Here is a 19826-nt window from a genome sequence, read left to right as displayed (position 1 = left end):
CGGGATCAACGATGGCGTCGCCTCCTCCGGTCGCGATCATCATGGGCAGCCAGTCCGACTGGGCGACCATGCGTCATGCCGCCGAGACGCTCGACGCGCTCGGCGTACCGTACGACGCGCGCATCGTGTCGGCCCACCGCACGCCGGACCGGCTCGTCGCCTTCGCCAAGGGCGCGGTCGCAGCTGGCCTCAAGGTGGTGATCGCCGGTGCGGGCGGCGCCGCGCACCTGCCCGGCATGGCGGCCGCGATGACCCGCCTGCCGGTCTTCGGCGTGCCGGTGGAGTCGAAGGCCCTCTCCGGCCAGGACAGCCTGCTCTCCATCGTCCAGATGCCGGCCGGCATCCCGGTGGGGACCCTGGCGATCGGCCGGGCCGGGGCGGTGAACGCGGCCCTGCTCGCCGCCGCCGTCCTGGCGCTGACCGATCCGGACCTGGCGGAGCGCCTGGAGGCGTGGCGCGCGGCCCAGAGCGCCTCGGTGGCCGAACGGCCGGTGACGGAAGAGAACGCGTGACGGACAAGATCCTCGGCCCCGGCTCCATCCTCGGCATCGTCGGTGGGGGCCAGCTCGGGCGCATGATCGCGCTCGCGGCGGCCGATTACGGCCTCAAGGCGCATGTCTACGCGCCCGACGCGGACAGCCCCGCCTTCGACGTGGCCGCCCGGACCACCTGCGCGGCCTACGACGACGCCGCGGCGCTGGCGGATTTCGCCCGCGGCGTCGACGTCGTGACCTACGAGTTCGAGAACATCCCGCACGCCACCGCCGACGTCCTCGCCCGGCACGCCGCCCTGCACCCGAACGCGCGCGCGCTCTCGACCACGCAGGACCGGCTCTCCGAGAAGGAGTTCATCAACGGCCTGGGCATCCCGACGGCGCCGTTCCGGGCGGTGGACACGCCCGACGACCTCGACCGGGCGATCGAGGTGATCGGCCTGCCGGCCGTGCTCAAGACCCGCCGCTTCGGCTACGACGGCAAGGGGCAGCGCATGCTCCGCGAGCGGGCCGAGGGCGACCGCAACGCCCTGTTCGCCGAGTTCGGCGGCGCGCCGCTGATCTTGGAGGGCTTCGTGCCGTTCGAGCGCGAGGTCTCGGTGGTGGGCGCGCGCGGGCGCGACGGCAGCTTCGCGGCCTACGATCTCTGCGAGAACGAGCACCGCGACCACATCCTCGCGCTGACCCGGGTGCCGGCGCCCGGCGTGTCCGCCGAGACGGGTCGCGCCGCCGTCGAGATCGCCCGGCGGATCGCCGACGCCCTCGACTATGTCGGCGTGCTCGCCGTCGAGATGTTCCTCGTCCGCGAGGACGGGGCGGAGCGGCTGGTGGTCAACGAGATCGCGCCCCGGGTGCACAATTCCGGCCACTGGACCAGCGAGGGCGCGCTGACCTCGCAGTTCGCCCAGCACGTCCGCGCCGTCTGCGGCTGGCCGCTGGGCGATGCGGGCCGGGTCGGCGGTTTGCCCGTCGAGATGCGCAACCTGATCGGCGCCCAGGCCGACGACTGGCACGCCCTGCTGGCCGAGCCCGGTGCCCACCTGCACCTGTACGGCAAGGGCGAGGCGCGCCCCGGCCGCAAGATGGGCCACGTCACGCGCTTCGGGCCGGGTCCGACCGGATCCTGAGGCTTCGAGGGCACACCCGCGTCGCCGCGTGATCGCCGGAGGGCCGTCCGCGGCCCCGCGGAACGGTCGAGCCATACCTTCGCCACATCCCGCCGCTTCCACGACAGTGTGGTCGGTTCCGTATGCTGTCGCTCGAACCCGCCCGCACCGCTCGGTCCCGCCGGGACCGGCGGGGGCCGGATCACGACGCGGCGCTTCTTAAGCCGGCCTTCACCGTGATGCGCGACGGTGCCCCGAACTCGGGCGTGCCCGGCGCTCGGCGCGGGCTCTTGGACTGTGAGGGGCGGGGCGGGCGCGCGCGGAGCGGGCGACGCCTCGGGGAGAGTGGGGCAATGAACGTACGCAACCGGCTGGGACGGAAGACGGCACTGATCGGCGCGGCCTTGGTCTCGGCTGCCGGCCTCGCGGGCTGCGAGACCGTCGGCAGCGCGGCCGGTCCGCGGCAATACGCGGTCCTGGAGAAGGACACGACTGGCGCCACGAACGTCAACATCGCCTCCCTGACCGAGGTCGTGCAGCGCAACCCGAACGACGCGGCGGCCTACAACACCCGCGGCGCCGCCTACGCCCGCGCCGGCCAGTTCAACGACGCCATCGGCGACTTCACCAAGGCGATCCAGCTCGATCCGAACTCCGCCTCCGCCTACAACAACCGCGCCCTGGCGAACCGCCAGATCGGCCGCGACGGCCCGGCGCTGCAGGACTTCTCCAAGGCGATCGGGATCGATCCGAATTACGGGCCGGCCTATATCGGCCGGGCCAATGTCGAGCGCGCGCAGGGCAACCTCGACCAGGCGCTGAACGACCTCAACGTCGCGATCCGCCTGAGCCCCGAATCCGCGCAGGCGTACCATGCCCGCGGCCTCGTGAAGCAGAAGCAGGGCCAGGACACCCAGGCGATCGCCGATTTCGACGCCGCCATCGACCGCGACCCGTTCGTGGCCGCGCCCTACGCGGCCCGCGGCCAGAGCCTGATCGCGACCAACCAGTACGCGAAGGCGATCGAGGACTACAACGCCGCGCTCAACGTGAACGCCAAGGACGCCACCTCCTGGGCCTATCGGGGCCTCGCCTACGAGAAGCAGGGCCAGCGCAAGGAGGCGATGGAGAACTACCAGCGCGCCTCGACGATCGACCCCAACAACACCGTCGCGCGGGCCGGCCTCGGCCGCGTGCAGGGCGGTGTCGGCACGCTGTTCAACTGATCGCTCCGTCATCGCGGGGAGCGGAGCGACGAAGGGCAGCGCGACACGTTCGAGCGTGGCGCCGCCGGATCGCTTCGCTCCGCGAGCGGAGACGGTGCCAGCGCCCGAGGCGAACTACGCCGCTAGCAGGCCGTTCTCGTCCTGCGTGATCCGGCGCAGGTGGTGGGCGGTGTCGCCGAGCTGGTACTCGATCATGGCGAGCCGCTTGAAGTGGTGGGCGCCGATATACTCGAGCGTCATGCCGATGCCGCCGTGGAGCTGGACCGCCTCCTGGCCGACGTAGCGGCAGGCCTTGTTGATCTGCACCTTCACGGCCGAGAGGGCCGCGGCCCGCGCCCCCGCGTCCGGCGTGTCCACCATCATGGCGGCGTAGAGCGCCATGGAGCGGGCCTGCTCAAGCTGGATCAGCATGTCGACGGCGCGGTGCTGCAGCGCCTGGAACGAGCCGACGCTGACGCCGAACTGCTTGCGGGTCTTGAGGTACTCCACCGTGAGCTTGTGGAGCGCGTCCATGGAGCCGACCGCCTCGGCGGCGAGCGCCGCGATCCCGTGCTCCACCACGCGCTCCAGGAGCGGCAGGCCGCCCTCCGGGTCGCCGAGCGCGGCGTCGGCCGGGAGCGTCGCGTCGGAGAAGGACACCTCGGCGGCCCGGCCGCCGTCCTGGGTCGGGTAGGCCTCGATGGCGACGCCCGCCGCGTCGGTCGGGACGAGGAACAGGCCGATCCCGCTCGGGTCGCGCCGCTCGCCCGAGACGCGGGCCGAGACCACCATCAGGCCGGCCGCGTCGGCATTGGGCACGACGCTCTTCGCCCCGCTCAGCACGTAGCCGTCGCCGCTGCGACGGGCGGTCGTCGCCACGTCGGCGAGGTCGTAGCGGGACTGGCGCTCGGTGTGGGCGAGGGTCAGGCGGAGGTCGCCGGCGACGAGTCCCGGGACGAGGCGCTCCCGCTGCGCGGCGCTGCCGCCGAGCCGCAGGGCCGTCGAGCCCAGCACGAGGCTCGCGAGCAGGGGCTCGACCACGAGGTTGCGGCCCACCGCCTCCATGACCAGCATGGTCTCGACCGGGCCGCCGCCGAGGCCGCCCTCGTCCTCGGAGAAGGGCAGGCCGGCGACGCCGAGTTCCGCGAAGGCCGCCCAGCCGTCCTCGGGGAAGCCGAGGGGCGCCTTGAGCCGCGCCTGCCGGCTCTCCAGCGACGGGTAGAGGTCGGCGGCCAGCCGCTCGACGCTGTCGCGCAGGAGCGACTGGTCCTCGTTCAGGTCGAAATCCATGGTGTTCCCTCGCGGATGTCGTCGGAGGCGCCCGGCACCTCAGGATGAGGGGGAGGACGGGGCGAGGCGACCGCTCACAACCCCAGGATGCCCTTGGCGATGACGTTGTGCTGGATCTCGTTCGAGCCGCCGTAGATCGAGACCTTGCGGTTGTTGAAGTAGCTCGGCGCCGCCGCGTCGACCCAGTCGAAGCCGCCGGGCAGGTTGTTGGCCCCGGCCCCGCGCGCGGGCGCCGCCAGGGCGAAGGGCCCGGCGAGCTCCACCAGCAATTCTGTCGCCGCCTGCTGGAGCTGCGAGCCGCGGATCTTGAGGAGCGAGGAAGCGGGGTCCGGCTCCACCGAATCCGCCCTTCCCTGCTTGGCCGCCACCCGCATCTGGGTGATCTCCAGGGCCTTCAGCTCGACCTCGACCTCCGCGACGCGGGCGCGGAAGGCGGGATCGTCCCACATCGTGCCGGACCCGGCCGGCATCTCGCGGGCCAGCCGCTTGATGCGGGCGATCCGCTCCTTGGTCAGCCCGATCCGGGCGATGCCGGTGCGCTCGTTGGCGAGCAGGAACTTCGCGTAGTCCCAGCCCCGGTTCTCCTCGCCGACGAGGTTCTCCACGGGCACGCGCACGGCGTCGAAGAAGACCTCGTTGACCTCGTGCCGCCCCTCCAGCGTCAGGATCGGCCGCACGGTGATCCCGGGCGTCGTCATGTCGATGAGCAGGAAGGAGATGCCGCGCTGCTTCTTGGCCTCGAAGTCGGTGCGCACCAGGCAGAAGATCCAGTCGGCGTGCTGGCCGAGCGTGGTCCAGGTCTTCTGGCCGTCCACGACGTAGTGGTCGCCGTCGCGCACCGCCCTGGTCTTCAGCGAGGCGAGGTCCGAGCCGGCGCCCGGCTCCGAGAAGCCCTGGCACCACCAGTCGTCGAGGTTGGCGGCGCGCGGCAGGAAGCGCGCCTTCTGGTCCTGCCGCCCGAAGGTCGCCAGCACCGGGCCGAACATGTAGCAGTTGAACTGCTGCGGCAGCGGCACCGCCGCCTGGAACAGCTCCTCGGTGTAGATGTAGCGCTGGATCGGGGTCCAATCCCGGCCGCCCCATTCCTGCGGCCAGTGCGGCACCGCCCAGCCCTTGGCGTTGAGGATCCGCTGGCTCGTGACGTAGTCCTCCTTCGAGAGGCTGCGCCCCTCCGAGACCTTTTTCCGGATCTCCGCCGGGATTTCTTCGCGGCAGAAGCTCCGGACCTCGTCGCGGAACGCGATCTCTTCCGGCGTAAAGCGGAGATCCATCGTCAGCCTCCGATCTCGAACAGGCCGGCGCAGCCCTGGCCGCCGGCGACGCACATGGTCACGACGGCGTAGCGCGCGCCGCGGCGGCGGCCCTCCAGCAGGGCGTGGCCGACAAGCCGCGCCCCCGACATGCCGAACGGGTGGCCGACCGCGATGGCGCCGCCGTTGACGTTGACCTTCTCGGGGTCGATCCCGAGCGTGTCCCGGCAGTAGACAGACTGGGACGCGAAGGCCTCGTTCAGCTCCCACAGGTCGATGTCGGCGACGCGCAGGCCCTGGCGCTCGAGGAGCCGCGGCACCGCGAAGACCGGGCCGATGCCCATCTCGTCCGGCCCGCAGCCCGCCGAGGCGAAGCCCCGGAAGATGCCCAGCGGTTCGAGGCCGCGCCGCGCAGCCTCGTCGGCCGACATCAGCACGCTGGCCGAGGCCCCGTCCGAGAGCTGGCTGGCATTGCCCGCCGTGATGAAGGCCCCCTCCCCGCGCACGGGCTTGAGCTTGGCGAGACCCTCCAGGGTCGTGTCCGGGCGGTTGCCCTCGTCCTTGGCGAGCCGCGTCTCGACCTCCCGGGTCTCGCCGGTGGCCTTGTCGGTCACCGCCATGACGGCGCTCATCGGGACGATCTCGTCGTCGAACAGCCCGCGTTCCTGCGCCGCCGCGGTCCGTCGCTGGCTCTCCAGGGCGAAGTGGTCCTGCGCCTCCCGGGAGATCCGATAGCGCTCCGCCACGATGTCGGCGGTCTCGATCATCGGCATGTAGATCGCCGGCAGATGCGCCTCCAGCCACGCGTTGCGGGTCAGCTCCCGCTGGACCTTCGGCTGGACGAGGCTGATCGACTCGACGCCGCCGGCCACTGCCACCGGCACACCGTCGAGGATGATCCGGTGCGCCGCGCTGGCGATCGCCTCCAGGCCCGAGGCGCAGAAGCGCGAGACGGTGACGCCGGCCGACTCGACCGGGATCCCCGCCACCAGGGCGGCGTGGCGGGCGACGTTGCCGCCCGTGGCATTCTCGGGATAGCCGCAGCCGAGCACCACCTCCTCGACGGCCGCGGGCTCCAGGGACGCCCGGTCCAGGGCGCCGCGGATCGCGTGGGCCGCGAGGTCGGCGCCGCGGGTGAGGTTCAGCGCGCCGCGATGCGCCTTGCCGATGGGCGTGCGGGCAGTCGAGACGATCACCGCGTCGGTCATGATCGCTCTCCCGCTCAGGCGTTCTTCAGGCCGGCGAAGCTGCCGCCCTCGGCGGCGAGCTTCTTCAGGAGCGGCGCCGGCTCCTGGCTGTCGTCGCCGGTCTCGGCCGCGAAGCGCGACAAGGCTTCGACGACGGTCTTCAATCCGACCGTGTCGGCCCAGTGCATCGGGCCGCCGCGCCAGGCGGGCCAATTGTAGCCGTTGATCCAGATCGTATCGATGTCGCCGGGCCGGGCCACGATGCCCTCCTCCAGGATCCGCGCGCCCTCGTTGACCATCGGGTACATGAGCCGCGCGACGATCTCGTCGGCCGTGAAGCTGCGGCGCGCGACGCCGTGCTCGGCGGCGACGCGCGCGATCAGCGCCTCCACCTCCGGGTCGCGCGTGCCGGCGCGGGCGCCGTCCGGGTAGAGATAGAAGCCGCGGCCGGTCTTCTGGCCGAACCGGCCCTGCTCGGCGAGCGAGTCCGCCACCGGCGCCCGGCCGCCGAAATCCTTGCGCGAGCGCCAGCCGATATCGAGCCCCGCGAGGTCGCTCATGGCGAAGGGGCCCATCCGGAAGCCGAACCCGGTCACCGCCGCGTCGACCTCGTGCGGCAGCGCGCCCTCGAGCAGCAGCCGCTCGCCGGCCCGGCTGCGGCGCTCCAGCATGCGGTTGCCCACGAAGCCGAAGCAGACCCCCACCGTCACCGGCAGCTTGTTGAGGCGCTTGCCCAGGTCGAGGGCGGTGGCGAGGACGTCCGGCGCGGTTCTCTCCGCACGGACCACCTCCACGAGGCGCATGACGTTGGCCGGGCTGAAGAAGTGCAGGCCGAGCACGTCCTGCGGCCGGTTGGTCACCGCCGCGATGGCGTTCACGTCGAGGTAGGAGGTGTTGGTGGCCAGGATCGCGCCGGGCTTGGCGACCTGGTCGAGTTTGGTGAAGATCTCGCGCTTGACGCCCATGTCCTCGAAGGCCGCCTCGACGACGATGTCGGCCTCCCCGGCGTTCTCCAGGCCGAGCGCCCCCGTGATCCGGCCGACCCGCTCGTCGCGCTGGGCCTCGGTGATCGAGCCGCGCTTGGCCGAGCCGGCGTAGAGCCCCCTCACCCGGTCGAGGCCACGCGCCAGGGCGCCCTCTTCCGTCTCGATCACCGTCACGGGGATCCCGGCATTGGCGAAGCACATGGCGATGCCGCCGCCCATCGTGCCGGCGCCGATCACCGCGGCCGTGCGGACGGGGCGGCGCGGCGTGTCCTTCGGCAGGCCGGGCACCCGGCCGGCCTCGCGCTCGGCGAAGAAGGCGTAGCGCAGGGCCTTCGAGCGCGGATCCTCCACCAGGGTGCGGAACTCTGCCCGCTCTACCGCCACGGCGGCATCGAAATCCTGCTCCAGGCCCGCGCGCACCGCCCGCGCCAGGGCGTGGACGTTGGTGGCGTCGGGATCGCGCTTCACCGCCTCGGCGGCCTGCGCCTCGAATTTTTCCCGTGCTTCCGGCGTCAGCGTCTCGGACCGGTCGCGCGCGCGTGGCAGGGCGCCGGAATCGGCGAGTTCCAGGGCGCGGGTGCGCGCTTCCGCGACGAGGTCGCCGAGCACCACGGCGTCCACGATGCCCAGCGCCGCCGCCGTCTCGGCGGAGACCGGCTCGCCGGTGAGCATCATCGGGAAGGCGGCGTCGGGCCCGATCAGGCGCGGAAGGCGCTGCGTGCCCCCCGCCCCCGGGATGATCCCGAGCTTGATCTCCGGCAGGCCGATCCGGGCCGACGGGGCCGCGACGCGGCCGTGGCAGGCCATCGCCAGCTCCAGGCCGCCGCCGAGGGCCGCGCCGCCGATCGCCGCCACCACCGGCTTCGGGCTGGCATCGAGCCGGTCCAGGATGTCCGGCAGGCTCGGCGGGCGCTGCGGCTTGCCGAACTCGCCGATATCGGCGCCGCCGACGAACACCTTGCCCTCCGCGGCCAGGACGACGGCCCGGACCGACGCGTCCGCGATGGCGTTCGTCAGGGCCTCGTCGAGGGCCGCCCGCAGCGCGGCGCCCAGCGCGTTGACCGGCGGGTTGGCGAGCGTGAGCACGGCCACGCCGCCGTCGACCTCCTGACGAACCACCCGATACTCCCTGTTGTTCTGCAATGCAGAATAAATGTCCGCATTTCGGCGGGATGTTGGTCCGAGTGCCCGCCAGCGTCAAGGATGGGCAGGGTCTGTCATCGGGGTGCAGCCAACTGTTCTGCAGTGCAGAAAAGCGTCGCCTCGGCCGTTTGACCCGCGGCCCGGGGCCATGCCATCACAACGGCCCTTAACGAGACTCGGTTGCGGATGCCGCCCGGCGCGCGAAGGCCGGGCCGCCGGAGGCACGGGGGAGGATCGCGGTGCGCGGCAAGGATCGGGGCGAGCGGCCCGGGGGCGCCTGTCCGGCGCGGGTTCCGGCAGCGGGGAGCGGGCGGTGAGCGACGGTCCCGAGCGCGACCCGGGCGGGCGCCTGCCCGAGATCCTGCGCGGCCGGCTCGCCCTGCCGGTGATCTGCGCCCCGATGTTCATCGTCTCCGGCCCGGAGCTGGTCATCGCCCAGTGCCTGTCCGGGGTCGTCGGCTCCTTCCCCGCGCTGAATGCCCGGCCGGCCGAACTCCTCGACGCGTGGCTCGCGCGGATCACGCAGACGCTCGCGGAGGCCCGCGCCGCCGACCCGTCGCGGCGGGTCGCGCCGTTCGCGGTGAACCAGATCGTCCACGCCTCCAACGACCGGCTGGCGCAGGATGTCGAGGCCTGCGTGCGGCACCGTGTGCCGATCATCATCACCTCCCTGCGGGCGCCGGACGCGGTGATCCGCCCGGTCCACGCCTATGGCGGGGTGGTGTTCCACGACGTCACCAATGTCCGCCACGCCGAGAAGGCGCTGGAGGCCGGCGTCGACGGGCTGATCCTGGTCTGCGCCGGGGCGGGCGGCCACGCGGGGACACTGAGCCCCTTCGCCCTGGTGGGCGAGATCCGGCGGTTCTACGACGGGCCGCTGATCCTGTCGGGGGCGATCACCTCGGGCTCCGCGATTCTGACGGCCCAGGCCATGGGTGCCGACCTCGCCTACATGGGCACCCGCTTCATCGCCACCCGGGAGGCGAACGCGGCGGCGGCCTACAAGGACATGATCGCCGGCAGCGCGGCCGCCGACATCCTCTACACCCCCTACTTCACCGGCGTTCCGGGCAACTACCTGACGCCGAGCATCCGCGCCGCCGGGCTCGATCCCGAGGCCCTGCCGGTGCGCGACAAGACCGCGATGGACTTCGGCAGCGCCAGCGTGAAGGCGTGGCGCGACGTCTGGGGCGCCGGCCAGGGTGTCGGCACCATCGCGGACGCGCCGGCGACCGCCGACCTCGTCGCCCGGCTCGCCCGGGAATACGCGGCGGCGCGGGCGCGGACGGCCGGCCAGTCCGCGGACTACGTTGCGGACCGCGACGGCGGTGCCGTTCCGTGAGCGTCCGCCTCGCCGATCCGGAGCCCGGGATCCGGCTCGTCACGATCGACCGGCCGGACCGGCGCAACGCCCTCGACCGGGCGACCTACGCGGGCCTGACCGACGCCCTGGAGGCCGCGGGACGGGACGCGGAGGTGCGCGCCCTGGTCCTCACCGGCGCGGGCGGCTGCTTCACCGCCGGCAACGATCTCAAGGATTTCCAGGACGTCGAGACCGGGGGCGACAGTCCCGGCCTCACCTTCCTCAAGGCCCTGCGCGCCTGCCCGCTCCCGGTCGTGGCCGCCGTGGAGGGCCACGCGGTCGGCATCGGCACGACGCTGCTGCTCCACTGCGACCTCGCCTACGCGGGGGACGGGGCACGGTTCCGCCTGCCCTTCACGGCCCTGGGCCTCAGCCCGGAGGGCGGGTCGAGCTACCTTTTGCCCCTGGTGGCGGGATCGAAGCGCGCCGCCGAGCTGCTGATGCTCGGCGAGCCCTTCACGGCCGCGGACGCCGCCGCGGCCGGCCTGATCAACGCCGCCGTCCCGGCCGGGACGGCCCTGGAGACCGCGCTCGCCAAGGCGCGCGCGCTCGCCGTCCTGCCTCGGGTCTCGATCGCCGCCACCAAGCAGGCGCTGCGGCGCGGCCACGACGACAGCGTCGCCCGCGCGCTCGACGCCGAGGCGGAGGTCTTCCACGCTCTCCGCCGCGGTCCGGCGGCGCAGGCGGCCTTCGCGGCGTTCCTGCGCCGATGAGCGGGCGGATGGAGGTGGAGGCCGGCCCGCGCGCCGGATCCGACATCGGGCTCGACACGGCCGAGCCCGACGCGGCCGGCGCCGGCGCGAAGGAGGACCGGCACTTCGTCACGGCCCTGGCCCGGGGGCTGTCGGTGCTCGCCTGCTTCGGCCCGGGGCGCACGAGCCTCGCCAACCACGACATCGCGGAGGCCTGCGGCCTGCCGCGCTCCACCGTGTCGCGGCTGACCTACACGCTGACCAAGCTCGGCTACCTGCAGCACATGGCCGAGCTCGGCCGCTACCGGCTCGGCACCGCCACCATCGCGCTGAGCTCGGCCGCCCTGGGCGGCCTCGACGTCCGCGCCATCGCCCGGCCGGTGCTGCGCGCGGTTGCGGAGGCGGCCAACGCCTCGGTCGGCCTCGGGGTGCGGGACCGGCTCAGCATGCGCTACGTCGACTGCCAGCGCGGCCCGGCGGCGATCTCGCTCAACCTCGACACCGGCTCGCGCATCTCGCTGGCCCGCAGCGCAATGGGCCGCGCCTACGTGGCGGTCTGCCCGGACCGGGAGCGCGCGGGCATCTACGAGGACCTGAAGGCGCTGGATCCCGTGGCCTGGCCGGTGCTGCGCGCCGGCCTCGACCGCGCGGTGGAGGAGCACCGGGAACTCGGCTGCTGCACCTCGTTCGGCGAGTGGCAGGAGACGGTCTGCGCCATCGCGGTGGGGTTCCATCCCGGCGGCGGGCTGCCGCCCATGTCGGTCAATTGCGGTGCCCCCACCGTCATCACCGACGCGCGCTTCCTCCTGGAGGTGGCGCGCCCGAGACTGATCGACGCCGTGCGCAGCCTCGACGGCGTCATGGGAGCCTGAGGACCATCGCGATGGATGCCGTTGCCGACCTGCCGCTCGCCGGAATCCGCGTCCTCGACCTGTCCCGGGTCCTGGCGGGACCCTGGTGCGCGCAGGTGCTGGGCGATCTCGGCGCCGACGTGATCAAGGTGGAGCACCCGGAGCGCGGCGACGACACCCGCGACTGGGGCGTGCCGACGAGCCCCGGCAACACCTCGTATTTCGACAGCGTGAACCGCAACAAGCGCTCGATCGGCGTCGACCTCGCCACGCCGGAGGGGCTGGCGATCGTCAAGGCGCTCGCCCGCGAGAGCGACGTGCTGGTCCAGAACTTCAAGACCGGCGGGGCCGAGAAGCTCGGCCTCGGCTACGCGGACCTGTCGGCGGAGAATTCCGGCCTGATCTACTGCTCGATCGCCGGCTACAGCTCCGACGGCTCCGAGGCCGGCCGGCCCGGCTACGACCTCGTGGTCCAGGGCGAATCCGGCGTGATGGCGCTCAACGGCGAGGCCGGGGGACCGCCCCTCAAGTTCGGGGTCGCGGCGGTCGACCTGTTCACCGGCCAGTTCGCCGCCCAGGCGGTGCTGGCGGCCCTGTACCAGCGGGAGCGGACCGGGCGCGGCCGGACCGTCGACCTCGCCCTGTTCGATTGCGGCGTGGCGCTGACCTCCTATTACGGCCTGGAGGCGCTCGCCCGGGGGATCGATCCGCCCCGCTACGGCAACGCCCACCCGTCGATCGTGCCCTACGGGGTGTTCGAGGCCGGCGACGGGCCGGTGGTGATCACGGTCGGCAACAACGGGCAGTACCGCCGCTTCTGCGAGCAGGTGCTGGAGCGGCCGGACTGGGTCGCGGACCCGCGCTTCGCCACCAACCTCGACCGGTCGCGCAGCCGCGCCGCCTTCATCCCCGTGCTCGAGGCCGAGCTCGCCAAGTGGGAGCGCGCGCCGCTGATCGCCCGGCTCCGGGCGGCGGGCATCCCCTGCGGCGAGGTGATGGGCCTGCGCGAGGCGCTCACCTGCGACCGCGCCCGGGAGGCCGGGCTGGTGGTCGCGGCACCGGGGACGGCATCCGCGACCGCCCACGTCATCGCCCCACCCTACCGGCTCGACGGCCGCCGGCTGCCGGTGCGGCGCATGCCGCCGGGCCTCGGGGATTCGAGCGCCGAGATCCTGGCGGAACAGCTGGAGTATCCCGAGGACGCGCGCGACGCGCTGCGGGCCAAGGGCGTGGTCCGGTAGTCAGGCCGTCGCCGGCCGGCGCGTGACGTGGGCTAGCGCAGCACGCCCTCGGCGAGGGCCCGCTGGATGCCCCGGACATCCGCGCCCTTCTTCAAGGTCCGCTGGATCGGCTCCGCCGCCCCCGAGACCCAGATCTTCAACTCGGCGTCGAGGTCGAACGTGCCGGCGGTCTCGACCGAGAAACGCACGATCGCGCGGTACGGCACCGACAGGAACTCGACCTTGCTGCCGGTCACGCCCTGGACGTCGATCAGGATGACGCGGCGCTCGGTGAACACGAACACGTCCCGGATGATCTTGAAGGCGAGCCGCGCCGTCTCGCCCTCGATCAGGATGCCGTCGAGCCGGCGCTCCAGGGAGGCCGCGTCGACGGCCGAGCCGTGTCCGAGCAATCCGTCCAGTAGGCCCATGGCCGCTCATCTCGTGCTGGTCCGCGTCGATGCCGAGGATGGCGCCTGAGCGTCGCCGCGGCAACCGCCCGCCGTCAGGCGCAGGTCGAGGCGTCCGACGGCCTGTCGGGCCGGCACCGGGCGTCGAAGCTTCGCGCGAGCTCGGCGAGGCTGACGGAACCGAGCCGCGCGACCAGGAGCGCCTCGGCCTCGCGCAGCGTGTCCTCGACCGCCGCGTTGACGACCTTCTCGACCGCGCAGGCCGGGTTCGCGCGATCGCTGCCGATCGCGAAGATGCGGGGGCCGCCGACCGCGCGGTGGACGTCGAGCAGCGAGACCGCGTTCAGGTCCGCCGCGATGGACCATCCGCCGCCGTGCCCCTTCTCGGATTTCACGTAGCCCGCGTTCCGGAGCCCGGCCATCGTCCGCCGGACGACCACCGGGTTCGTCCCGAGCATCCGCCCGATCGCCTCGGACGTCATCGGTCCGTCGTGGCGGGCCATGTGAAGCAGCACATGGAGCGTCCGGGAGAGGCGGCTATCGGTGCGCACCCGCCGATCCATCACACCGGGCCCGGGATTGGCAACCGTGCCGCATCACGATACTTATCAAGTTACGTGATAGAGCGGAGCCGAAGCGGTGCGCGAGTTCGAGAACCCCGATCGGTGGGACAAGGTCGCCGAGCACTACGAGACGACCGCCCACCCGTTCACGGCGCGCTTCGCCGAGGCGGCGCTCGCGCGGGTGCGGCTGACCGAGAGCAGCCGCGTCCTCGACGTCGCGGCCGGCACCGGCGCCCTCGCGCTGGCCGCGGCGCGGACGGGGGCGCAGGTCCTCGCGGTCGATTTCGCGCCCGGCATGGTCGCGCGCATCGCCGGCGCGGCCCTGCCCAACGTCGACGCGCGGGTCATGGATGGCCAGGCCCTCGACCTGCCCGACGGCGGTTTCGACGCGGTGTTCTCGATCTTCGGGGTGATCATGTTCCCCGACTGGCGGAAGGGCCTCGCCGAGATGGCGCGCGTGACGCGACCCGGGGGACGGGGCGTCGTCGCGACGTGGCAGGATCAGGGCGCGGCGACGTTCCTGCTGCTCGGCGAGATCCGCCGCCGGCTGTTCCCCGAGCGCGAGAGCCGGGCGATGCCCGACGGGGTGCGGGCGCTCGGCGATCCGGCCGGCTTCGCCCGGGAACTGGTCGCGGCCGGGTACGCGGCCCCGCGGATCGACCGCGTGACCTTCGACTACGCGCTCGACGTCGCCCTGCTCGACGACCCCGACACGGTGTTCGGCCTGTCGCCGGACTGGGTCGACCTGAGCGCGGACGACCGGGCCGCGGTGATCGCGGAGGCGCGGCGCATGGCGGCCGGACGACCCGTCCTGCCGATCCCCTCCACTGCCCTGATCGGCGTCGCGGAGCGCTGAGCGCCGCTTCGCGCGGGGCCCGGCGCCTCAGCGGGTCTCGCGCGCGTCCGCGAGCCGCGCCCGCGCGTCGTCCAGAACCCGGGTCAGGGCCGCATCCCACGTGACCCGCGGCTGCCAGCCGGTGGCGGCGTGGAGGCGGCCGGCATCGCCCGCGGCCAGGGGGATCTCGGTCGGCCGTACCCGCTCCGGGGCGATGCGGATCTCGAACGGCACCCGGGCCCGGGCGCGCAGGTCCTCGAGGACGCTGGCGATCGTCCGCGGCTGGCCCGAGCTGATGTTGAACACGCTCCCGTCCGCCAGGGAGTCCGCGCGGCCGATCAGGTCGGCGTAGGCGTTCGCCACGTCGGCGACGTCGAGGAAGTCGCGGTAGGACGAGAGGTTGCCGACCTCCAGGCAGGGCGGCACGAGGCCGGCCTCGATCCGGGCGATCTGTCCCGCGAAGGAGGCCACGACGAAGCGTTCATCCTGGCCGGGACCGATATGGTTGAACGGCCGCAGCACGACGAGCTTCACGCCGATGCGGGGCAGCAGGTCGCGGAGCAGCTGCTCGCCGACCCATTTCGACCGGGCGTAGGTGTTGCGCGGCAGCGGCTCGACCGCCTCGCTGAGGGCGTGGCCGGCGAGGAACGCGCTGCCGTAGACCTCGCCGGAACTGACGAAGAAGAAGGTGCAGCCCGGCACCGCCTCCACCGCGGCCACGAGGTTCATCAGGCCGTTGACGTTGACCCGCCACGTCTGGCCCGGGCCGCTCGCGGAATCCGCCACCGAGGCGAGGCCCGCCAGGTGCAGGATCGCGGTCGGCCGGAACCGCGCCACGAAGCCGCCGAGCGCGGCCTCGTCGAGGAGGTCGATCGCCGCGTAGGTTACGCCCTCCGGCAGGCGCGGCGACCGCCCCCGCCCGATCCCGGCCACGCAGTCGCCCGCCCGCGCCGTCGACCCCGCCGTCGCCCCCGCCAGGAGCGGCAGGACGTGGCCGCCCACGAAACCGGCCGCCCCGGTGACGAGGACGCGCCGCGGGGCCGGGCCGCCGGACCCGTGGGGAGAGGGCGCGCTCACGGCGCGATCCGGGCGGGGAGCGTCACCTAGCCCGGGTTCCGGGTTCCCCAGCGCACGCCCATGCTGCCCTGCCCGGCCCCCGGCGAGCTGCCGGCATCGGCGCCGATCGCCGGGCCGGAGGCGGTCTTCGGCCGGTGCTGCGAGCCGGCCGCCAGGGGCTGCGACGCCAGCGTGTCGGGCACCTCGGACAGGACTTCCTCGTCGCGATCGGTGGCGAACTGGCCCGCCTTGCGGAAGGTCCAGAGATAGCCCGGCACCACCGCCTCCGCGGCGGTCGGCGTGATCCCGATTCCCTCGAAGGTCCGGCCCTCGGCCTTGGCGGCCTCCGAGACGACGTTGTCGTTCTGGAGCAGCGTGACCTGATCGCGGGTCAGCTTCAGCGAATCCGGCAGCAGGCCGAAGGTCAGCGTGTCGGCGATCTCCAGCATGCGGGCCTGGAGCTTGGCCGCCGGCACGGGCAGGTCCACGACGACCCGCTTCCGCCGGATCGTCTTCAGCATGTAGCGCACGAAATGCTCCAGCGTGCCCACCTCCGGGCCGCCGAGCTCGTAGACCTTGCCGGGCGCCAGGGTGCCGTCGACCGCGCGGGCGATCGCCTCGGCGACGTCGCCCACGAAGGCCGGCTGGAAGCGGGACTGGCCGCCGGCCAGCGGCAGGACCGGGAGCGCCCGGGCGAGGCCGGCGAAGCGGTTGAAGAAGCTGTCACCCGGCCCGAAGATCAGCGAGGGCCGGAACACGACCGCGTCCGGGCAGGCGGCGAAGACCCGCGCCTCGCCCTCCGCCTTGGTGCGCGCGTAGAGCGACGGCGAGGCCGGATCGGCGCCGATCGCCGAGACCTGGATCATCCGGGCGCCCTGGCGCGCCGCGGCGCGGGCGATCGCCTCGGCCCCGTCGACCTGCAGCCGCGCGAAGCTCTGGGAGCCGGTCTCCTGCAGGATGCCGACGAGGTTGATCAGCACGTCCGACCGCTCGGCGGCCCGGGCCACCGAGTCCGGGTAGCGCAGGTTCGCCTGGACGGCGACGATCTGGTTGACCTTCCCGAGCGGCTGCAGGAACAGCGCGAGGTCCGGCCGGCGCACCGCGACGCGGATCCGGTAGCCGCGCTTGGCCAGAGCCCGCACCACGTGCCGGCCCAGGAAGCCGGAGCCGCCGTAGATGGTCACGAGCTGGTCCTGCGGGCGCAGGGGGCCCGGGGCGGCGGCGGAATGCGTCTGCTCGCTGGTGTGCGCCGTCGCGGACGCCGTCGTGTTGTCTTGGCCGCTCATCGCCGTGGTCTCGAGCTCCTCGCGCGCCTCGGGGCGCCGTCAGGCGGCCTACTTAGCCTAACTTCGGCGCGATGGGAGCCGCCGAATGCGCCGCCGCGCCATTCCGGTGAACAGCGCTGGGCGGATGATCGCGGCCGAGGGACCGCGCGCCGGCTCGCGGGAGGCTGATCACGGGGCTGGAACGGGTGCCGCCGCCGTGCATTCTTCCCCACCATACGGCCCTGCCGAATCGCGCGGATGGGACGCGCCGGGGACTTCGATGATTGTAGGGATGCTCGTTTCCGCGGCGATCGCGGTGCTCGGTCTGCTGGTGGCGCTCGGGTACGTCGGCCACCCGATCGACGCGCAGCTCGTCAGCAACTACGGCTGGAGCATCCTGATCATCGGTGTCGCGCTGTTCGTGCTGTTCACCTGGGCCCGGTACAGCCGGACGCGCCGACGGCGCTCCGTCTGACGCCCGGCCTCAGGCGACCTTGATCCGGCGGCGCATCTCCCGCGCCACGGCCGGGCGCGCGCTCGGCCGGCCGCTGACCGCCCGCGGGGCACCGACGATGAGGCTCTGGCGCTCGCGCGCGATGAACGCCGTCGGCATCTCGGCCTGGAGGTCGGCCTCCATGTCGCGCAGCGCCGTGTCGGAATGGGCCGGGTGCAGGTGGATGATCCCGAGCGCCTTCACGCCGGCGTTCCGGGCGAGCTCCACGCCCTTCTGCCAGGTCGAGTGCCCCCAGCCCCGGCAGGTCGGATATTCCCCGTCGGTGAACATGCCGTCGTAGACCATCAGGTCGGCGTCGGCGACGAAGGCGGCGAGCTCCGGATCCGGCCACGGGTCGCTGTGCTCGATGTCACTGATCAGGCACAGGCGTCGGCCGCCGTGCTCGAACCGATAGCCGACCGATCCCTGCGGATGGTTCAGCAGGATTGTGGCGACGCGCGTGCCGTCCGGGAAGGCCAGGGTCTGACCCGCCTCGAAGCCGTGGTGGTGAAAGGTGCAGCACAGCTTGTCGAGCGTAACCGGGAAGAGCGGCGGCGCGAACAGGCGGTCGAGGGTCGGCCCGGCCGATTCGCCGCCGAGGTTGCCGCAATAGGTGTTGATCACCCGGTCGGGATCGAGGACCGCCGGCTTGAAGAAGGGCAGACCCGCGGTGTGGTCGAGATGCAGGTGGCTGAACAGCAGGTCGACTTCCTGGGGCAGATCGGTCCGGTGACCCTGCCCGAGGTTGTAGATGCCCGAGCCCGCGTCGACGATGAACATGCGCTGGCCGCACCGCACCTCGATGCAGGGCGTGCTGCCGCCGAACTCGGCGTATTGCGGGCCGCTGACGGGCGTCGAGCCGCGGACGCCCCAGAAGCGCAGTGCGAGGTCCTGGTCGGCCGCCAGGATGGTCGGCTCGGAACTGTTCGACATGGCGATCACGAATCCGCGGACAGTCGGTCCCGATCACTTATGATCGAAACCCCGTCGCCGTTCCGGGAAGGTAGCTTTGAATACGGCAGGCCGACGGAGCAGGTGTACCGCTCATCCCCTGCCGTATCATGAATTGGTGTGCCGCACGCGGTCGTGATGTGCGTCCGCGCACACGCACGGGCCGCCGCGAAGGGCCTTCGCATGCTCAGAGGGGCTCCGCGGCGGCCAGGAGACCGGCCGGCGACCCGGCCAGAATCGGGCGGCCGGTCGCCGATCCGGCGAGTCCCGCGGCCAGCCAGGACGGGAGTGCGTCGCTGTACCGCGTCGGGAGCGGCGCGACCAGGGCCCCGAACGGGTCAGGCGCCCGCTCGTAGACCGGCACGAACCCCGCCATCTGCCGCGGCGACAGGCCCGATCCGGGCGCGGCCCAGCCGGCCCAGACCGTCTCGGGCACCGGGCGATGGACGCGATGGCCGGGCACGACCACCACCTCCTGCCCGGCGAAGGCCAGGGCCTCCGGCCGGCTGATGTCCCCCACCGCGCCGCCCCGGGCCGTGTAGGCCGCCCAGAAGGCGTTCTGCCCGCCGTCGGAATAGGTGGTGCGCACGGCGGGCTCGCCCGCCTCGGCGAGCGCGGCCATCCGCGCCTCCTCGACCGCCCGGCGGGTGGTGACGGCCGCCTCGACGGCGGGATCCCGGGCGGGCGCGAAGGCGTACCGGCCCGCGACGACCGAGACCTGCAGCTCCTCCCGGCTGGCCTCGAACCGGTCGGAGCCGGCCTTGAGCTCCCGCCAGAAGGCGATGTTGGGATCGGTCCGGTGGCGGGCCATGTTCTCGGCCGTCATCCGGAACGGGTAGGACTGGAACTGGAAGGCCGCCTGCCCGCCGTTCAGCGCGTCCCGGGCGATGGCGTAGATCTCGCCGACCGTGCCGTTGGTCATGGCGAAGCAGCCCATGGACGAGCAGATCCCGTGCACCATCACGGCGGAGCCGGTGCCGCCATGGGCCCGGTCGTAGGCGTTGGGATAGCCGACGTCGAAGGACAGATAGTAGTGCGAGTTCGGGTTCATCTGGCGCCGGGGCACGGCGTAGAACCCCTCCGGGGTCTGACGGTCGCCGGTCTTGCGCTTGGGCCCGAGCTGGCCGGACCAGCGGCAGATCGGGAAGGTCTTGATGTAGACGTAGCCCGCGGCGCCCTTCTTCCAGACCTCGATCTCCGATTCCTTCTTGTAGGCCCGGAACAGGACCGGCGAGGCGGCCGTCACGCCCTTCTGCGCCATCAGCGCGAGGGTCGCGGCCGGAATCGGCGCCTCGGCCTTGCCCGCCTGCGCGGCGGCCGGGCCTGCGAGGGCCAGCAGAACGAGGCCGGCGGCGAGGGGAAGCGAGGTCGACAGGGGCATGAACCGTCCGCGCTGGATCGGCCGGGATGGCTGCCGGACGGGCGCGGCCTCGCGACCTGACGGAGTATTGCGGCGGCCGTGAGGC

General features: G+C 73.0%; 19 protein-coding genes. 9 read left to right on the top strand and 10 right to left on the bottom strand.

Features of this window, described 5'->3' with window-relative positions:
• The first annotated feature begins 11 nt into the window (after positions 1-11).
• From purE to H288_RS0109745, 3 genes are all read left to right on the top strand, one after another.
• Positions 12-512, top strand: a complete 501-nt coding sequence (gene purE / locus H288_RS0109755) for a 5-(carboxyamino)imidazole ribonucleotide mutase (protein WP_020092404.1) — start codon at positions 12-14, stop codon at positions 510-512.
• The gene (locus H288_RS0109750) at positions 509-1621 is read left to right on the top strand and encodes a 5-(carboxyamino)imidazole ribonucleotide synthase (protein ID WP_020092403.1); all 1113 of its coding nucleotides are present in this window, start codon (positions 509-511) and stop codon (positions 1619-1621) included. Before purE ends, H288_RS0109750 begins: the two co-directional genes overlap by 4 nt.
• A 332-nt stretch (positions 1622-1953) precedes the next feature.
• A complete protein-coding gene (locus H288_RS0109745; protein WP_020092402.1) occupies positions 1954-2826 on the top strand; it encodes a tetratricopeptide repeat protein in 873 nt (290 codons plus the stop codon).
• 114 nt (positions 2827-2940) lie between these two features.
• Here H288_RS0109745 and H288_RS0109740 read toward each other — a convergent pair whose 3' ends face one another.
• The 4 genes from H288_RS0109740 to H288_RS0109725 all read right to left on the bottom strand — a co-directional run bounded on the left by H288_RS0109740 (position 2941) and on the right by H288_RS0109725 (position 8637).
• A complete protein-coding gene (locus H288_RS0109740) occupies positions 2941-4095 on the bottom strand; it encodes an acyl-CoA dehydrogenase (RefSeq protein ID WP_020092401.1) in 1155 nt (384 codons plus the stop codon).
• Positions 4096-4169: 74 nt separating this feature from the next.
• Positions 4170-5366 carry an acyl-CoA dehydrogenase family protein gene (locus H288_RS0109735; RefSeq protein WP_020092400.1) on the bottom strand — a complete coding sequence of 399 codons (1197 nt, stop codon included), beginning with the start codon at positions 5364-5366 and terminating at the stop codon, positions 4170-4172.
• 2 nt (positions 5367-5368) lie between these two features.
• Positions 5369-6553: an acetyl-CoA C-acyltransferase gene (locus tag H288_RS0109730; RefSeq protein ID WP_020092399.1), complete on the bottom strand. Its 1185-nt coding sequence runs from the start codon at positions 6551-6553 to the stop codon at positions 5369-5371.
• A 14-nt stretch (positions 6554-6567) separates the two neighbouring features.
• Entirely contained in the window at positions 6568-8637 is a 2070-nt protein-coding gene (locus tag H288_RS0109725) for a 3-hydroxyacyl-CoA dehydrogenase NAD-binding domain-containing protein (protein WP_020092398.1), read from the bottom strand.
• Positions 8638-8974: 337 nt separating this feature from the next.
• On the opposite strand from H288_RS0109725, the gene H288_RS0109720 reads away from it, so the two are divergent.
• The 4 genes from H288_RS0109720 to H288_RS0109705 are packed head-to-tail and all read left to right on the top strand — an operon-like array spanning position 8975 to position 12808.
• Positions 8975-10003, top strand: a complete 1029-nt coding sequence (locus H288_RS0109720; protein WP_020092397.1) for a nitronate monooxygenase family protein — start codon at positions 8975-8977, stop codon at positions 10001-10003.
• A complete protein-coding gene (locus H288_RS0109715; RefSeq protein WP_020092396.1) occupies positions 10000-10737 on the top strand; it encodes an enoyl-CoA hydratase-related protein in 738 nt (245 codons plus the stop codon). Before H288_RS0109720 ends, H288_RS0109715 begins: the two co-directional genes overlap by 4 nt.
• On the top strand, positions 10734-11588 hold the full coding sequence (locus H288_RS0109710) for an IclR family transcriptional regulator (protein WP_234080995.1): 855 nt from the start codon (positions 10734-10736) through the stop codon (positions 11586-11588). The genes H288_RS0109715 and H288_RS0109710 overlap by 4 nt, the downstream gene beginning before the upstream one ends.
• An 11-nt stretch (positions 11589-11599) precedes the next feature.
• On the top strand, positions 11600-12808 hold the full coding sequence (locus H288_RS0109705) for a CaiB/BaiF CoA-transferase family protein (protein ID WP_020092394.1): 1209 nt from the start codon (positions 11600-11602) through the stop codon (positions 12806-12808).
• A gap of 32 nt (positions 12809-12840) precedes the next feature.
• On the opposite strand, the gene H288_RS0109700 is transcribed toward H288_RS0109705, so the two are convergent.
• Positions 12841-13218 carry a PH domain-containing protein gene (locus H288_RS0109700; RefSeq protein WP_020092393.1) on the bottom strand — a complete coding sequence of 126 codons (378 nt, stop codon included), beginning with the start codon at positions 13216-13218 and terminating at the stop codon, positions 12841-12843.
• 74 nt (positions 13219-13292) lie between these two features.
• The gene (locus H288_RS0109695) at positions 13293-13748 is read right to left on the bottom strand and encodes an Rrf2 family transcriptional regulator (protein ID WP_020092392.1); all 456 of its coding nucleotides are present in this window, start codon (positions 13746-13748) and stop codon (positions 13293-13295) included.
• A gap of 88 nt (positions 13749-13836) precedes the next feature.
• On the opposite strand from H288_RS0109695, the gene H288_RS0109690 reads away from it, so the two are divergent.
• Positions 13837-14616, top strand: coding sequence for a class I SAM-dependent methyltransferase (locus tag H288_RS0109690; RefSeq protein WP_020092391.1), 780 nt, complete (start codon positions 13837-13839; stop codon positions 14614-14616).
• A gap of 27 nt (positions 14617-14643) precedes the next feature.
• Here H288_RS0109690 and H288_RS0109685 read toward each other — a convergent pair whose 3' ends face one another.
• Both H288_RS0109685 and H288_RS0109680 read right to left on the bottom strand, forming a co-directional pair.
• Entirely contained in the window at positions 14644-15672 is a 1029-nt protein-coding gene (locus H288_RS0109685; protein WP_020092390.1) for a GDP-mannose 4,6-dehydratase, read from the bottom strand.
• A 26-nt stretch (positions 15673-15698) separates the two neighbouring features.
• Complete coding sequence (locus H288_RS0109680; RefSeq protein ID WP_020092389.1) at positions 15699-16937, bottom strand: complex I NDUFA9 subunit family protein; 1239 nt, start codon at positions 16935-16937, stop codon at positions 15699-15701.
• A 271-nt stretch (positions 16938-17208) separates the two neighbouring features.
• Here H288_RS0109680 and H288_RS0109675 point away from each other — a divergent pair, with 271 nt between their 5' ends.
• Entirely contained in the window at positions 17209-17391 is a 183-nt protein-coding gene (locus tag H288_RS0109675) for a hypothetical protein (protein WP_020092388.1), read from the top strand.
• A 9-nt stretch (positions 17392-17400) separates the two neighbouring features.
• Here H288_RS0109675 and H288_RS0109670 read toward each other — a convergent pair whose 3' ends face one another.
• Positions 17401-18342 (bottom strand): MBL fold metallo-hydrolase, encoded by a 942-nt coding sequence (locus H288_RS0109670; RefSeq protein ID WP_020092387.1) that lies wholly within the window; start codon positions 18340-18342, stop codon positions 17401-17403.
• A 205-nt stretch (positions 18343-18547) separates the two neighbouring features.
• Positions 18548-19741, bottom strand: a complete 1194-nt coding sequence (locus H288_RS0109665) for a murein L,D-transpeptidase family protein (RefSeq protein WP_020092386.1) — start codon at positions 19739-19741, stop codon at positions 18548-18550.
• Positions 19742-19826 lie beyond the last annotated feature (85 nt).

The sequence above is a fragment of the Methylobacterium sp. 285MFTsu5.1 genome (assembly GCF_000383455.1).
GTDB lineage: Bacteria > Pseudomonadota > Alphaproteobacteria > Rhizobiales > Beijerinckiaceae > Methylobacterium.
Note: the sequence above shows the minus strand (reverse complement) of the source record. Positions and strands in the feature narration are given on the sequence as shown.

Excerpts from the sequence above, each read along its gene's own strand:
- H288_RS0109705 (WP_020092394.1), top strand. The coding sequence starts at position 11,600 with ATGGATGCCGTTGCCGACCTGCCGCTCGCCGGAATCCGCGTCCTCGAC.
- H288_RS0109730 (WP_020092399.1), bottom strand. The coding sequence starts at position 6,553 with ATGACCGACGCGGTGATCGTCTCGACTGCCCGCACGCCCATCGGCAAG.
- H288_RS0109700 (WP_020092393.1), bottom strand. The coding sequence starts at position 13,218 with ATGGGCCTACTGGACGGATTGCTCGGACACGGCTCGGCCGTCGACGCG.
- H288_RS0109735 (WP_020092400.1), bottom strand. The coding sequence starts at position 5,366 with ATGGATCTCCGCTTTACGCCGGAAGAGATCGCGTTCCGCGACGAGGTC.
- H288_RS0109740 (WP_020092401.1), bottom strand. The coding sequence starts at position 4,095 with ATGGATTTCGACCTGAACGAGGACCAGTCGCTCCTGCGCGACAGCGTC.
- H288_RS0109675 (WP_020092388.1), top strand. The coding sequence starts at position 17,209 with ATGCTCGTTTCCGCGGCGATCGCGGTGCTCGGTCTGCTGGTGGCGCTC.
- purE (WP_020092404.1), top strand. The coding sequence starts at position 12 with ATGGCGTCGCCTCCTCCGGTCGCGATCATCATGGGCAGCCAGTCCGAC.
- H288_RS0109710 (WP_234080995.1), top strand. The coding sequence starts at position 10,734 with ATGAGCGGGCGGATGGAGGTGGAGGCCGGCCCGCGCGCCGGATCCGAC.
- H288_RS0109745 (WP_020092402.1), top strand. The coding sequence starts at position 1,954 with ATGAACGTACGCAACCGGCTGGGACGGAAGACGGCACTGATCGGCGCG.
- H288_RS0109670 (WP_020092387.1), bottom strand. The coding sequence starts at position 18,342 with ATGTCGAACAGTTCCGAGCCGACCATCCTGGCGGCCGACCAGGACCTC.
- H288_RS0109680 (WP_020092389.1), bottom strand. The coding sequence starts at position 16,937 with ATGAGCGGCCAAGACAACACGACGGCGTCCGCGACGGCGCACACCAGC.
- H288_RS0109665 (WP_020092386.1), bottom strand. The coding sequence starts at position 19,741 with ATGCCCCTGTCGACCTCGCTTCCCCTCGCCGCCGGCCTCGTTCTGCTG.